General features: G+C 69.1%; 13 protein-coding genes. 7 read left to right on the top strand and 6 right to left on the bottom strand.

Annotated features, from left to right (window positions below):
• Positions 1–5: 5 nt before the first annotated feature.
• From C8D87_RS40920 to C8D87_RS40940, 5 genes are all read left to right on the top strand, one after another.
• A complete protein-coding gene (locus C8D87_RS40920; protein WP_112231597.1) occupies positions 6–1,205 on the top strand; it encodes a glutamate-cysteine ligase family protein in 1,200 nt (399 codons plus the stop codon).
• Positions 1,202–2,491, top strand: coding sequence for an ergothioneine biosynthesis protein EgtB (gene egtB / locus C8D87_RS40925; RefSeq protein WP_112231599.1), 1,290 nt, complete (start codon positions 1,202–1,204; stop codon positions 2,489–2,491). The genes C8D87_RS40920 and egtB overlap by 4 nt, the downstream gene beginning before the upstream one ends.
• A gap of 3 nt (positions 2,492–2,494) precedes the next feature.
• Entirely contained in the window at positions 2,495–3,220 is a 726-nt protein-coding gene (gene egtC / locus C8D87_RS40930) for an ergothioneine biosynthesis protein EgtC (protein ID WP_112231600.1), read from the top strand.
• A complete protein-coding gene (gene egtD, locus C8D87_RS40935; protein ID WP_112231602.1) occupies positions 3,217–4,188 on the top strand; it encodes an L-histidine N(alpha)-methyltransferase in 972 nt (323 codons plus the stop codon). The genes egtC and egtD overlap by 4 nt, the downstream gene beginning before the upstream one ends.
• A gap of 94 nt (positions 4,189–4,282) precedes the next feature.
• Positions 4,283–5,893, top strand: coding sequence for an alpha/beta fold hydrolase (locus C8D87_RS40940; RefSeq protein WP_325049763.1), 1,611 nt, complete (start codon positions 4,283–4,285; stop codon positions 5,891–5,893).
• On the opposite strand, the gene C8D87_RS40945 is transcribed toward C8D87_RS40940, so the two are convergent.
• Positions 5,878–6,858 carry a hypothetical protein gene (locus tag C8D87_RS40945; protein WP_112231604.1) on the bottom strand — a complete coding sequence of 327 codons (981 nt, stop codon included), beginning with the start codon at positions 6,856–6,858 and terminating at the stop codon, positions 5,878–5,880. The two genes, C8D87_RS40940 and C8D87_RS40945, sit on opposite strands and share 16 nt — an antisense overlap.
• Entirely contained in the window at positions 6,855–7,574 is a 720-nt protein-coding gene (locus tag C8D87_RS40950; RefSeq protein ID WP_112231606.1) for a sulfite exporter TauE/SafE family protein, read from the bottom strand. The genes C8D87_RS40945 and C8D87_RS40950 overlap by 4 nt, the downstream gene beginning before the upstream one ends.
• An 82-nt stretch (positions 7,575–7,656) precedes the next feature.
• Here C8D87_RS40950 and C8D87_RS40955 point away from each other — a divergent pair, with 82 nt between their 5' ends.
• Complete coding sequence (locus C8D87_RS40955; protein ID WP_112231608.1) at positions 7,657–9,423, top strand: LamG-like jellyroll fold domain-containing protein; 1,767 nt, start codon at positions 7,657–7,659, stop codon at positions 9,421–9,423.
• On the opposite strand, the gene C8D87_RS40960 is transcribed toward C8D87_RS40955, so the two are convergent.
• Positions 9,383–10,300 (bottom strand): sigma-70 family RNA polymerase sigma factor, encoded by a 918-nt coding sequence (locus C8D87_RS40960; RefSeq protein WP_233442523.1) that lies wholly within the window; start codon positions 10,298–10,300, stop codon positions 9,383–9,385. The two genes, C8D87_RS40955 and C8D87_RS40960, sit on opposite strands and share 41 nt — an antisense overlap.
• On the bottom strand, positions 10,297–11,259 hold the full coding sequence (locus C8D87_RS40965) for a helix-turn-helix transcriptional regulator (protein ID WP_146772026.1): 963 nt from the start codon (positions 11,257–11,259) through the stop codon (positions 10,297–10,299). Before C8D87_RS40965 ends, C8D87_RS40960 begins: the two co-directional genes overlap by 4 nt.
• A 183-nt stretch (positions 11,260–11,442) precedes the next feature.
• Between C8D87_RS40965 and C8D87_RS40970 the strand changes: the two genes are divergently transcribed.
• On the top strand, positions 11,443–11,634 hold the full coding sequence (locus tag C8D87_RS40970) for a S1 RNA-binding domain-containing protein (protein WP_109637851.1): 192 nt from the start codon (positions 11,443–11,445) through the stop codon (positions 11,632–11,634).
• Between the two features lie 184 nt (positions 11,635–11,818).
• Here C8D87_RS40970 and C8D87_RS47270 read toward each other — a convergent pair whose 3' ends face one another.
• Positions 11,819–12,679 (bottom strand): hypothetical protein, encoded by an 861-nt coding sequence (locus tag C8D87_RS47270; RefSeq protein WP_215732631.1) that lies wholly within the window; start codon positions 12,677–12,679, stop codon positions 11,819–11,821.
• Complete coding sequence (locus C8D87_RS40980; RefSeq protein WP_112231612.1) at positions 12,676–13,137, bottom strand: hypothetical protein; 462 nt, start codon at positions 13,135–13,137, stop codon at positions 12,676–12,678. Before C8D87_RS40980 ends, C8D87_RS47270 begins: the two co-directional genes overlap by 4 nt.
• Positions 13,138–13,142 lie beyond the last annotated feature (5 nt).

The following is a 13,142-nucleotide window of genomic DNA, read 5'->3' on the forward strand; positions in this document are numbered from 1 at the left end:
GCAGCGTGACTGCGTTGCGTGACCAACCGGCGCCGGTGACGTTCACCGACCGCGCCGAGGCCGAGGCTTACGTCGCCTCGGTCTGCTTCAAGCACGGACCTCCGCGGCTGTTCGGCGTGGAGCTCGAATGGACGGTGCACCACGCGGAAGACCCAGGTCAGACCCTAGATCCACACCGGTTGGCCGCGGCTCTCGGAGACCACGCGCCACCCACCCTCGTTCCAGACAGCCCCCAGAGGCCGCTACCGAGCGGCACCCCGCTGACCGTCGAGCCGGGCGGGCAGGTCGAGATCTCGACACCTCCCTGCACCAGCCTCCCGGACCTCTTCCGAACGGTCGCTCAGGACATCTCCCACCTCACCGCCATGCTGGCGGACCACGGTCTCGTGCTCGGCGATCGTGGCGCCGACCAGCACCGCGGGCCCACGCGCATGTTGCAGGTGCCCAGATACGCGGCGATGGAGCACGCGTTCGGCCACGTCGGTGCCGACGGCATCGCGATGATGTGCAGCACGGCCGGTCTGCAGGTGTGCCTCGACTTCGGCGAGGAGAAGCACCTCAGGGACCGGTGGGCCGCCGTGCACCAGCTCGGGCCGGTGCTGAACGCGTTGTTCGCGAACTCGCCGGGTATCGGTGGCAGGCACCAGGACTGGGCGTCGGCTCGCATGCGGACGCTCTACGGCACGGATCCCGTGCGCACCAGGCCCAGCGCTGTGTGCGCCGATCCGGCACAGGCTTATGCGAAGAGAGTCGTCGACACACCGGTGATCGTCGTGCGCGGGCCGAGTCCCAGCTGGATTCCGCCGCGAAGACTGACGTTCGCGGAGTGGATCGGCGGGGCGCTCGACCGCAGCCCCACCAGTGACGACCTCGACTACCACATGACGACGATGTTCCCGCCGGTGCGGCCGCGCGGGTACATCGAGATCAGATACCTCGACACGCCCGCGCCTGGCGGGTGGATCGCGCCGAGTGCGCTGCTCGTCGCGCTGTTCAGCGACCCGTCCGTTGTGGACGGTGTGCTGGCGGCGACGGAACGGGCGGCCGGGCGGTGGCTCGTCGCCGCACGGCACGGGATGGCGGACGAACGCATCGCCAGGGCTGCCGAAGACGTTGTGGCCCTTGGTGTTGAGGCGTTGTGCCGCACCGGTCTCCCACACGACCAGATCAGCACGATCAGCCGGGAGCTTGAGGGGAAGCTGTGACAGAAGAACTCCGCGAGCACGTGGCGGAGGAACTGTTGCGTTCGCGCGCGCGTTCCACCGCATTGACCGACGCCGTCGACGAGCACGATCTCGTCCGGCAGCACTCGAAGCTGATGTCGCCGCTGGTCTGGGACCTGGCGCACATCGGCAACCAGGAGGAGCTCTGGCTCGTTCGCGACGTCGGCGGTCGCGAACCGGTCCGCAGTGACATCGACGAGTACTACGACGCGTTCAAGTACGGGCGCAGCGTCAGGCCCGAGTTGCCGCTGCTCAACCCGAAGGAAGCCCGCCAGTACGTCGGGGACGTGCGCGGCAAGGTGTTCGACGTGCTGGAGAAGGTGCCGCTGCAGGGCCGCAGGCTCGTCGAGAACGGGTTCGCGTTCGGCATGATCGTGCAGCACGAGCAGCAGCACGACGAGACGATGCTCGCCACGCACCAGCTGCGCACCGGTGAACCGGTGCTGCACGCGCCCGCGCCGCCGCGCGGAAAGCTCGTTCCCGCAACGGAAGCGTTCATTCCGGGCGGACCGTTCGAAATGGGCACGTCGGACGAACCGTGGGCGTTGGACAACGAACGTCCCGCGCACACCGTCCACGTCGACGCGTTCTTCATCGACACCACACCGGTCACGAACGCCGAGTTCGCCGAGTTCGTGCTGGCCGGCGGCTACGACGACCGTCGTCTGTGGACGGAGGCGGGCTGGGAGCACCGGACGACGGCCAAGCTGGTCGCTCCGCGCTTCTGGCAGCGCGAGGGGAACTCGTTCACCCGCACCGCGTTCGGCGTGACCGAGCCGATCGTGCCGGACGAACCCGTTGTGCACGTGTGCTTCCACGAGGCGCAGGCGTATGCGACGTGGGTGGGCAAGCGACTTCCGACCGAGCCGGAGTGGGAGAAGGCCGCCCGCTTCGATCCTGAAACCGGGCAAACCCGCCGTTACCCCTGGGGCGACGAGGAACCGACGGAGCTCCACGCGAACCTCGGCCAGCGCCACCTGCGGCCGGCACCGGTCGGGGCCTACCCGGCGGGGGTGTCCGCGAGCGGTGTGCACCAGCTGATCGGTGACGTCTGGGAGTGGACCTCATCGGACTTCCACGGCTATCCGGGCTTCGAGGCCTTCCCGTACCGCGAGTACTCGGAGGTCTTTTTCGGGCCGGACTACAAGGTGCTGCGCGGTGGCTCGTTCGGCACCGACAAGTCCGCGATCCGGGCGACGTTCCGCAACTGGGACTACCCGATCAGAAGGCAGATCTTCGCCGGCTTCCGCTGCGCCAGGGACGCCTAGGCGATGTGCCGCCATCTGGCTTACCTGGGCCCCGCCGTGCCTGTGGCGGGCCTGGTCTACGACGCGCCGCACTCGCTGGAGCGCCAGTCGTACGCGCCGAAGGACATGCAGGCCGGGGGAACCGTGAACGTCGACGGCTACGGCGTCGGCTGGTTCCCCGGTCCGGTCCGGTACCGGCGCGCGGGCACGTTGTGGAGCGACCCGAACCTGCGGCAGCTGGCGTCCGCGGAGTCGACGGCCTTCCTGGCCGCGGTCCGCTCGGCGACCACCGGGATGCCGGTCGCCGACGCGGCGTGCGCGCCGTTCACCGACGGCACCTGGTTGTTCAGCCACAACGGACGCGTCGACGGCTGGCCGCACACCGTGGCCGGGCTCGCGAAGACGCTGGACGTGACCGACGTGCTCACGATGGACGCGCCGACCGACTCCGCGCTGTTGTGGACGGTGCTCAGACGCCGGCTGGAAACGGGGAAGAACCCGGCGCAAACGCTTGTTGAACTGGTGCGGGAAGTGACGGACGCGGCGCCGAAGTCGCGCCTGAACTTCCTGCTGACCAACGGAGAAGTGCTCGTGGGGACGACGTGGACACACGCCCTGTGGGTGCTCGCCAAAGGACAGAGCGTGACGCTCGCGTCCGAACCGCTTGACGACGACCCGGACTGGCGGGAGATCCCCGACCGGCACGTGGTCACCGCCGTTCCATCCACTGTGGAGGTTCGACCGATATGACCGAGCCGGTGCTGGACGTTCATCTCACGCCGGAGGACGCCGCACACGCGCTACGTGCCGACGTGCGCGCCGGGCTGACGGCAAGCCCGAAGTGGGTGTCGCCGAAGTGGTTCTACGACGCGGTGGGCAGCGCGTTGTTCGAGGACATCACGCGACTGCCCGAGTACTACCCGACGCGCGCCGAACGCGAGGTGCTCGGCGACCGCGCGAGCGAGATCGCGGCGACGACCGGGGCGCATTCGCTGGTGGAGCTGGGGTCCGGGTCGTCGGAGAAGACGCGGCTGCTGCTCAGCGCCCTTCGCGAGCACGGGACGTTGCAGGAGTTCGTGCCTCAGGACGTGTCGGTGTCGGCGTTGACGGACGCGGCGCACGCGATCATGGCGGACTATCCGGGGCTGCGCGTGCACGGTGTGGTCGGCGACTTCACACAGCACCTGTCGCTGCTGCCGGGTGAGTCACCGCGCCTGGTGGCGTTCCTGGGCGGCACGATCGGCAACCTGATCCCGGAGGAGCGGGAGAAGTTCTTCCGCGCCGTCCGCGACGTGGTGCAGCCGGGGGAGTGGCTGCTGCTCGGCACGGACCTGGTGAAGGACGAGCAGACGCTGGTGCGCGCGTACGACGACGCGCAGGGTGTCACTGCGGAGTTCAACCGCAACGTGTTGAACGTGCTCAACCGCGAGGTCGGCGGCGACTTCGACGTCGAGTCGTTCGAGCACGTGGCGTTGTGGAACGCCGAGCGGGAATGGATCGAGATGCGGTTGCGCGCCAAGCGGGACATGCGGGTGACGCTCGCCGACCTCGGCCTGACCGTGGAATTCCGCGCGGGTGAGGAACTGCGGACCGAGGTGTCGGCGAAGTTCCGCGAGGAAGGCGTGCGGCGGGAGCTGGAAGAGGGCGGATTTTCCTTGCACCGCTGGTGGACCGACACAGAAGGCAGGTTCGCGGTGTCGCTGGCCCGGGCTGTCTAGGGTCAGGGCACTGGGGATACAACCCTCCGATAGGCGGGTACAAACGGCGCACCGTGGGTGATGGGGTGCTTCCGTGACGTCATCACCTGCATCTGTGCGTGCCGTGCGTGCCGCGCTTGCCTGCGCGCTCGTGCTGGGCACCATCGTTTCCGGTCTGGGCACGGCGAGTGCCCAGACCGAGACCTCCGCCGTCAGACCCGCTGCCTGGGGGCAGTGTGCGGCAGGCGAACTCGCCAACCTCCCGGCCAGCGTGACCCCCGAGGAGAAGGCGCGGCTCAGCTGCGCCGTCCAGGAGGTGCCCGTCGACCACTCGCGCCCGCGAGGTGAGAAGACCGGCATCGCCATGATGAAGCGGCCCGCCAACGACCCGGCGCGCAAGATCGGCACGATCTTCCTCAACCCCGGAGGTCCCGGCGGTTCCGGCTACGTCCGCGGTGCCGTCGCGAAGAACTACTTCCAGCCTGCGGTGCTGGACCGGTTCGACATCGTCGGCTTCGACCCGCGCGGTGTGGCCCGCAGTGCCCCGTTGCGCTGCTTCCGCACGCAGGAAGAGGCGGAGGCGGTGGCGCAGGGCTGGTACGAGCTGCCCATCACCAAGGAGGAGATCGCGAGCTCGCTGCGGCAGTCCAAGGTCTACACGGACTACTGCAAGATCAACGCCGGCCCGCTGCTCAACCACATGTCGACCGAGGCCGTCGCGCGCGACCTCGACGTCCTGCGCGAGGCCGTCGGCGACAAGCAGCTCAACTTCGTCGGCTTCTCCTACGGCACGCTGCTCGGCTCGACGTACGCCAACATCTTCCCGCACCGCACGCGGGCGATGGTGATCGACGGCAACGTCGACCCGCGGCTGCGCCTGACCAACGGCACCGAGTACGACCGCCAGCGCGCGCAGGGCTTCGAGATCGCGCTCGACGCGATGCTGAAGCGCTGTGACGCGGTGGGTGCGGCCAAGTGCGCGTTCGCCGGCAACGCCCGCCAGAAGTTCGAGAACATGAAGGCCGCGCTGCGCAAGAACGGCCCGGTCGCGGTGCCGGGCGAGCCCGCCCCGGTCTCGCTGGCCACCGTCACCGGCAGGGTGGCGGGCGACCTGTACTCGGTGGCGCGGATCAACACTCTGGTGCCGTGGCTGCAGAAGGTCCACGTGGCCCTCAACCCGGCAGAGGCGTCCGCCGCGGCGCTGAGCGTTCAGTCCGCTGTGGACGTTCCCGAGCCGGCGAACAACAACGGTCGCTGGGACGTGGACGCGCTGCCGGACACCCCGTACACCGCCGACGACTCCTACTACGCGGTCAACTGCACCGACAAGCCGTTCGCGCGTACGAACCGCTTCTGGGAGCAGACGGCGAACAAGTGGGAGAAGGAGTCGCCCACGTTCGGCCGCTACCAGGCCGCGTCCGACCTGATGACGTGCCCGACCTGGCCGACGCGCCACCCGGACCGCTGGATCGGCCCGTGGAACCGCCACACGAAGAACCCGATCGTCGTGGTGGGCAACTACTACGACCCGGCGACGCAGTACCTGTTCTCGCAGCGCATGGCCAAGCAGCTCGGCAACGCGCGGCTGATCAGCGTCGACTCGTTCGGCCACTGCATCCTGGGCCGCTCGGCAGCCACCGACGCGGCCGTGGCCGCGTACCTGGTGGACCTCGTCGCGCCGGTTGACGGCTCGGTGTTCCAGCCGAACGTTCAGCCGTTCGCCTGATCGGGCTCGCGGCGGTGGCGGTGCCGGTACAGCGCCGCCACCGCCGCGCCGGCCAGGAGCACTCCGCCCGCGATCAGCCAGATCGGGGAGCTCTGCTCGTCGGTGAAACCGGTGTCCACGGGCACAGCCCTGAGCGTGGCGAACGTCTGCGCCTCGTCGCGGGGCACGAGGGTCTGACCCACGGCCACCGCACCGAGTGCGCAGACCGCGACCACGGCCAGCGTGCGTTGCTTGATCGCTGACGCGACCAGCAGCACTCCCGCACTGAGGAACGGCGTCAGCGCCGCCGAGGCCAGCGACACCAGGGCCACGGCACCGTCGACGCCGTTCTTCTTGACCCAGGCCCAGATTCCCAGTCCGAGCGTCACGGTGATCGCGATGATCGTGACCAGCAACGTCCACGGTCCCCGCTGGTCGATCAACACGAGCGCGAGAATCCCGATGCCGGTCAGGTAGCGGGCGTCCCTGCGCGGCCCGATCGCGGCGGCAGCGGCGGCGAAGAGCACGATCGGGGCCTCGAACGGCATCTGCCACACCGCCACGGCGTACAGGGCGCCTGCGACAGCCACGCGCCAGCTGAGGCACCGGATCGCCCAGCCCAGCACGCCGACGACAAGTGCCCACGCCGGGAGGAAGGGCAGCTCGACGAGGTACGTGGTGTCGTCGGAGCCGTACAGATCGGTGCTCCGGTACCAGCCAGGCTGGCTGCCACCGCAGACAATTCCGCCGTGGAGGCAGGGGTCGTCGGAGAGCGGCGGGCTGATGGCCATGGTGACTGTGCGAACTGCGAACGCACTGATCCCCGCGATCACCAGCGCCACCCATGCAGGTCGTGGCGCCACGACGATGAGCAGCACAGTGATCGCCACGGCCGCGTACGTGAGCGGTAGCAGCCAGTGCATCTGGTCGTTGATCAGGGAGAGAGCGACGAGCGCCGCCCCGGAGATGATCGTCCGCCAGATCACAGCAGCGCGCTCCTCACGATCAGCACCACGGCACTCGCCCCCGCCACGACCAGCATGGGGGTCCTGATGCCGCCCGCGTCGAACCTCTTGCGCAACGGCCCGGACAGCAGGAAACCCGCCACCAGGAAGGGGATCAGCGCGAGCCCCGCCCACAGCTGGTGCGCGGTGACGTTACCGGTGGCGGTGAGGCCGATGATCGAGACCACCGAGCCCAGCGTGAAGAACGCCGCCAGCGTCGCCCTGACCTGAGGGCCCGACTGGTTCTGGTAGAGCAGTGCGACCATCGGGCCGCCGATCGACGTCGCCGTGCCGAACGAGCCGCTCGCGACACCGGCCGTCACGAGCGATGGCGGCGTGGGCTGCGGGCGCCAGGAGATGACCGACAGCAGCACGCACGCCAGCACCGCGACGCCGACCACGACACCGAAGCTCTTGGGGTCGAGCGAGTCCACGATCCAGATGCCGACGACCGTGCCCGGCAGGCGGCCCAGCATCGCCCAGCCCACACCGCGCCAGTCGACGTGACCGAACTCCCTGACCAGCGACATCATCGCGTGCGCACTGGCGACGACCAGCACGGGCACCGGCACGAGCGCCGGGTCGAGCAGCGCCAGCAGCGGCACGGCCACCAGCGCCAGGCCGAAGCCGATCAGGCCCTGCAGCAGTCCCCCCAACGCGACCACGACACCCGCCACCGCCAACAATCCCCAGGACATGGTTAGCAAGGCTACAGATCAGTGCTCGGAGGTCTTCTCTCCGTTCGCCTGGCGTTGGTGCAGGCCACCTACAGTCCGCGCCATGACTGCGTCCCGCCGCTCCTTCCTGCTCGGCACCGGTGCCGCCGCTGCCGCTGCCGCCCTGGTCACGCCTGGTTCCGCAGCGGCTGACATCGTTGTCCAGGGCGGCAGGCCGGACCCCGAGGCGCGCAGGTTCACGCTCGCCGTGATCCCGGACACGCAGTACATGTTCGACCTGGACCGCGGCGACCCGGCACCGTTGAAGGCCACGTTGCAGTACCTGATCGACCACCAGAGGTCGGAGAACATCGTCTTCGTCAGCCACCTCGGCGACCTCGTCGAGAACGGGCGGCAGAGCGAGATCGACGACATCAGCGAGCGGTTCGAGGTGCTCGACCGGCGCCGCGTCGGGTACAGCGTGCTCGCGGGCAACCACGACCTGCCGGACTCGCGCACCGACGACCAGCGCGGCCGCACGCCGTACCTGGACAGGTTCGGGCCGCAGCGGTTCCGGCACTCGCCGACGTTCCGCGGGTCGAGCGCCGACGGCTACAACACGTTCCACGTGTTCCGGGCCGCGGGCAAGGAGTGGCTGGTCCTGGCGCTGGACTGGCGCATGTCCGCCAAGGGTTTCGAGTGGGCGCGCTCGGTGCTGAAGCAACACGCCAAGCTGCCGGTCATCCTCACCACGCACGAACTGGTCTACGACGGCGGCGACGGTGTCGCGGCGATGTCCGACTACGGGCACAAGCTGTGGGACGACCTGATCAAGGACAACGACCAGATCTTCCTGGCGCTGAACGGGCACTTCTGGCCTCCGGCACGGGCGACGCTGCGCAACGCCGCGGGCAACGACGTGCATGTGCACATCACGAACTACCAGGACCGCTACTACGGTGGCGGCGCGATGATCCGGCTCTACCACTTCGACCTCGACCGCAAGACCATCGACGTGCGCACGCTGTCGCCGTGGCTGGTGGGCAAGAGGACGCTCAACCCGCTGGAGCGCAAGGAGATCGAGCTGACCGGGCCTGTCGACCGGTTCAGCGTGCCGATCGACTTCGAGCAGCGGTTCGCCCGGTTCGACCCGCCGGTGCTGCCGACGGCACAGCCCGCCCGTGACGTCCTGGTGCACGGCACCGTCGCGTACTGGCGGCTCGGCGAAGGGCTGAAGGACCTGTCCGGCAACGGCAACGACCTCACGCAGACCGGCACGCTGACGGCGTCGGACGACCATCACCGGTTCGCGCCGTCGCACCGGTCGCTGTTCTTCGGCAAGAGCGGCTACCTGACCACTGTGGACGGTGCGCCGCTGAACCGGCAGACGTTCGAGCGCGGTTACACGATCGAGCTGTTCCTCAAGCTGCCCAAGGACTTCAATCACCCGTGGTGCGGTCTGTTCACCAAGCTCGCGCCCGGTTCGGCGGCCGGCAAGACCGGGGACGACCCGAGCGAGCCGATCGCCACGCTGAACCTCGCCGGCGGCGGCAGCCTGCAGTGGGCGGTGTTCCCGCGCAACCTGCCGGGGCTGTCCACGAACTGGGGCCACGAGATGGACTACGAGACGTGGTGGCACGTCGCGGTGGTCAACGACGGCGTGCACACCACGATGTACGTCGACGGATCTCCCTTGCTGCGCAACCCTTCGACGCCCGCACGCGGCATCTCGACCGCAGGCGACCCGTGGCTCGTCGGTGCCTACGCGTACGACAAGGTCGTCGAGAAGTCGTTGCACGGCTGGATCGGTGACATGCGGGTCGTGAACCGGCCGCTCGACAGGTCCGAGTTCATGCGGTCGAAGGCAGCCCGAACTTCGGGAACAGACTGAGGTCGAAGAACGACGAGACGCGCGTGATCCGGTCGTCCCGCACTTCCAGCACCTGGAGGTTGAACGGCCGGAACACACCGTCGGCATCTCTCAGGTACAGCCCGTAGGCGGGCTGGCCGTTCGCTTCCGCTTCGATCATCCGCGCGCCGTGGGGGACGGCCGGGCACTGGTTCGCGAGGTGCCACGCGACCATCTCGGGACCGCGGTACCACTGCGGGTACGGCGGCATCTCCCAGACGACGTCCTCGGTGAACATGCCGATGATCGCCGGGATGTCCTTGGCCTCGAACGCCGTCATCCACCGGTCCAGCAGCTGCTTCGCGTCCGCGGGTTCGGTGACGGAGTCCTCGGTGAGGTCCTTGAGCTGCGCGTGCGCGCGTTGCAGCGCGCTGTTGACGGCCGCGACGGTCATGTCGAGCTGGTCGGCGGTCTCGGCGGCGGTCAGCCGCAGCACGTCGCGCAGGATCAGCACCGCGCGCTGCCTCGGCGGCAGGTGCTGGAGGGCGGCGACGAACGCGAGCCGGGTGGACTCGCGTTCGGTGACGATCGCGGCCGGGTCGGTCGGGAACGGCTCCAGCCACGGGATCTCGTGGTCCTGGGTCAGCGGGTCGTCCTGCGCCGAGCTCGTGGACAGCCCGAACGGCATCGGCCGCCGGGTCCGGCTGTCGAGCGCGGTGAGGCAGACGTTCGTCGCGATGCGGTACAGCCACGTTCGCACCGACGAGCGGCCCTCGAACTGGCCGTACGCCTTCCACGCGCGCAGGTACGTCTCCTGCACCAGGTCCTCGGCGTCGTGCACTGAGCCGAGCATCCGGTAGCAGTGCGCGAGCAGCTCGCGGCGGAACGGGTCCGCGACGGTCGCGAAATCCACTGTCACGGTTGCACTCCAATCGCGTTCTGCAGCCTGCTGATGAGTGTTCGCGCGTAGTCCCTGAGCTCGGGCGGCTCGTGCACGTCGAAGTCGAAACCGAGGAACATGAGGTGCCACAGGATCCGGTCGGGCGTGTCGGCGCCGGTGATCATCCGGCACGAGCTGTCGTCGATCGGTTCCAGCGACGCCGACATCGGCGAGGTGCGTTCGGCGACGGTCTCGAGCGGGGCGTGGATCGTCAGCACCGCCTGGTAGGTGTAGACGTTCGAGGAGACCTGCCGGGACACGAACTCGCCGAGGCTCTCCGCCGGCGGCCGGCGGGGCGCGCAGCGGGCGGCGAGGGCGGGCTCGGTGGTGATGCGGTCGACGCGGAACGTCCGCCAGTCTTCTTTGGACAGGTCCCAGGCGACGAGGTACCACCGGCGCCCGGTGTGCACGAGGCCTTGGGGTTCGACGAGCCGTCTCGCGGGCTCGCCTTGCGTTGGGGCGTAGGTGAACCGCAGCTGCTGGTGGTCGCGACAGGCGGCGGCGATGATCGTGAGCGTCTCCGGGTCGACCGTGGGGCCCGCGGCCGTCAGTGGAGTCGTGTGGGCCTGCAGCGCCTGCACCCGGCGGCGTAGACGGGACGGCAGGACCTGTTCGAGCTTCGTGAGCGCGCGGACCGACGTCTCCTCGATGCCCGCGATCGTGCCGTTGGCGGCGGTCCGCAGCCCTACCGCCACGGCGACCGCTTCGTCGTCGTCGAGCAGCAGCGGCGGGAGCTCCGCGCCGGCGCCGAGCTGGTAGCCGCCGGTCGCACCGGGCAGTGACGTGACGGGGTAGCCGAGGCTGCGGAGCTTGTCGACGTCGCGGCGGATCGTGCGGACGTCGACGCTGAGCCGTTCGGCGAGCTCAGGACCCGTCCAGTCGCGCCGCACCTGCAGGAGGGAGAGGAGCTTCAGCAGCCGTGCGGACGTCTCCAGCATGTGAGGGAGTCTAAGTTCCATTGCGGACAACGGCCTGTGGTGGCTAGGGTTTGCGTCATGACTGCCGGGTCGGCCTTGTGCCGTGAGCGGAACGGTTGCCCGGCCCTGACTTGATCAGGGCCCCTCCTGCCCCCGCGCTATCCGTTCTTCGGGATACGCGCACGGGAGAGGAGGTGATGCGCAATGCTCCCCAACGTTGGTGATGTCTTTTCCGGGAAGGTCGTCTCGACCGTCCCGTTCGGTTCGTTCATCGAGCACCCCGCCGGTGCACACGGGCTCCTGCACGGCAGGCAGGCCGAGGTCGGCTCGTCGGTGCAGGTGAAGGTGCTCGCGGTGGACGCCGAGCAGCAGCGGTTCAGCCTCGAGCTGGCGTGATGTGAGTGCTCGGGCAGTGAGTTCGCGTCGGTCGTCCGGTCAACCGCTCGCGCCGAGTTCGGCGAAGCCCGATTAGGTGCGAGCGATTCGGCCGGACGACCGACTCAAAGGCGAACTCACCGCCGTCTCCGAAGGAGCGGCAATCAAACACAGTGCCCTGTCCGGTGCATCTCACGGCTTGCCTTCACGGCTTGCGGTAGTCCGCGCACTCCACGATCAGACGGTCGTGGAGGGTTCTGCGATGCCCTTGTTCCTGGGGTGCCGTACCCAGCGCGCTCGCCGGGCTCGTGATGTCGTGCAACAGCCGGTACAACACGACATCCGTTGCGGTGTAAAGCCAATCGTCCGCCTTGCCGGGCGGTGCGGCCGGTCCCAGCATGTTCTCGAACCACGCCGGGAACAGCAGGTCGTTCGCGACCGCGTCCTCGATGCGGGCGCGGATCAGCTCGCGTGCCTGGGCGACGGCCTCGTTGCCCGCCGTCTTGGCGGCGGCGTCGCCGGCGTGCTCGTTGTCGTCCGGTGCTTCCGGGCGTTGTTTGCCGACGATCGTCTGCCACTGCTTGTACTTCTTGCGCCACAACGATTCCGCGTTGGGTGGCAACGTCGTGAGCGCTTCGGCGGCGTCGATCGCCTCGTGCGCCTGCCGGTCGTACTCGGCGACGGCCCTGCGCCTGGTCTTGGCCTCCTGCGGCGTGAACGTCTTGCGCGCGTAGGCTTCCTGGCCCGCGAGGATCCTGGCGATGAGCGGTTTGCCGATCTCCGGCCAGGTGTCGAAGTCGGCCTTCCGCGTCTCGCCGGCCCGGACCTTCCTGTTGAGCGCCACCAGCAACCGCTCCAGCCGGTGCACGCTCTCCGCGAGCTCGGTGACCCTCTCGTTGGTCTTGGCGATCTTGCGCGTGGTGTCGCGGACCTGGTTGGTCGTGCTGAGCTTGTGCTGGGCGGCGTCGGTCTGGGCGTTGTCGATGCGGTCGCCGAGCGACTTGAGGTCCTTCTTGAGCCGCTCGACCTTGTCGTCCAGGGCCTTGACCGGGTCGATGTTCTTCATCGCAGAGTCCTCCACGCCCACCAGGCGACGCCCGCCAGCACGGCCAGGGAGGCCCAGCCGTTCGCCAATGGTGTCAGCACGACCGCGAGGAGGGCCGCCGCGGCCGCCGCCGTTCTGGCCCGCGGCTCCCAGATCCCGCGGCCGACGGGATCGACCAGGACCGCGGCCGCGACGGCCACCGCGAGCAGGACGGACAGCAGCGACCAGCCGTCGAACCAGCCGATCACCACGACGAGGGCCGCGATGGCGGTGCCCGCCGCGATCGCCCTGTTCGGGACGGTCAGGCGGGCCGCCTCGACGTCGCGGCGGGCGTGCATCACGGCCTCGACCTCTTTGGCGGTCTCGGCTAGGAGCACGGGGAAGTCAGGGCTGCCGGGTCCCGCTGCCTGCAGTGCTCGTAGTGCTGTTCGCAACGCGTGCTGGCGGTCGGCCAGGCGGGCGAACGGTTCGGCTGCCATGCCCC

Origin of the sequence: Lentzea atacamensis, from assembly GCF_003269295.1 — a bacterium.
GTDB lineage: Bacteria > Actinomycetota > Actinomycetes > Mycobacteriales > Pseudonocardiaceae > Lentzea > Lentzea atacamensis.

What these genes read in the sequence shown, in the direction of transcription:
- C8D87_RS40970 (WP_109637851.1), top strand. Translation starts at nt 11,443, where the DNA reads ATGCTCCCCAACGTTGGTGATGTCTTTTCCGGGAAGGTCGTCTCGACC.
- C8D87_RS47270 (WP_215732631.1), bottom strand. Translation starts at nt 12,679, where the DNA reads ATGAAGAACATCGACCCGGTCAAGGCCCTGGACGACAAGGTCGAGCGG.
- C8D87_RS40965 (WP_146772026.1), bottom strand. Translation starts at nt 11,259, where the DNA reads ATGCTGGAGACGTCCGCACGGCTGCTGAAGCTCCTCTCCCTCCTGCAG.
- C8D87_RS40955 (WP_112231608.1), top strand. Translation starts at nt 7,657, where the DNA reads ATGACTGCGTCCCGCCGCTCCTTCCTGCTCGGCACCGGTGCCGCCGCT.
- egtD (WP_112231602.1), top strand. Translation starts at nt 3,217, where the DNA reads ATGACCGAGCCGGTGCTGGACGTTCATCTCACGCCGGAGGACGCCGCA.
- egtC (WP_112231600.1), top strand. Translation starts at nt 2,495, where the DNA reads ATGTGCCGCCATCTGGCTTACCTGGGCCCCGCCGTGCCTGTGGCGGGC.
- C8D87_RS40950 (WP_112231606.1), bottom strand. Translation starts at nt 7,574, where the DNA reads ATGTCCTGGGGATTGTTGGCGGTGGCGGGTGTCGTGGTCGCGTTGGGG.
- C8D87_RS40980 (WP_112231612.1), bottom strand. Translation starts at nt 13,137, where the DNA reads ATGGCAGCCGAACCGTTCGCCCGCCTGGCCGACCGCCAGCACGCGTTG.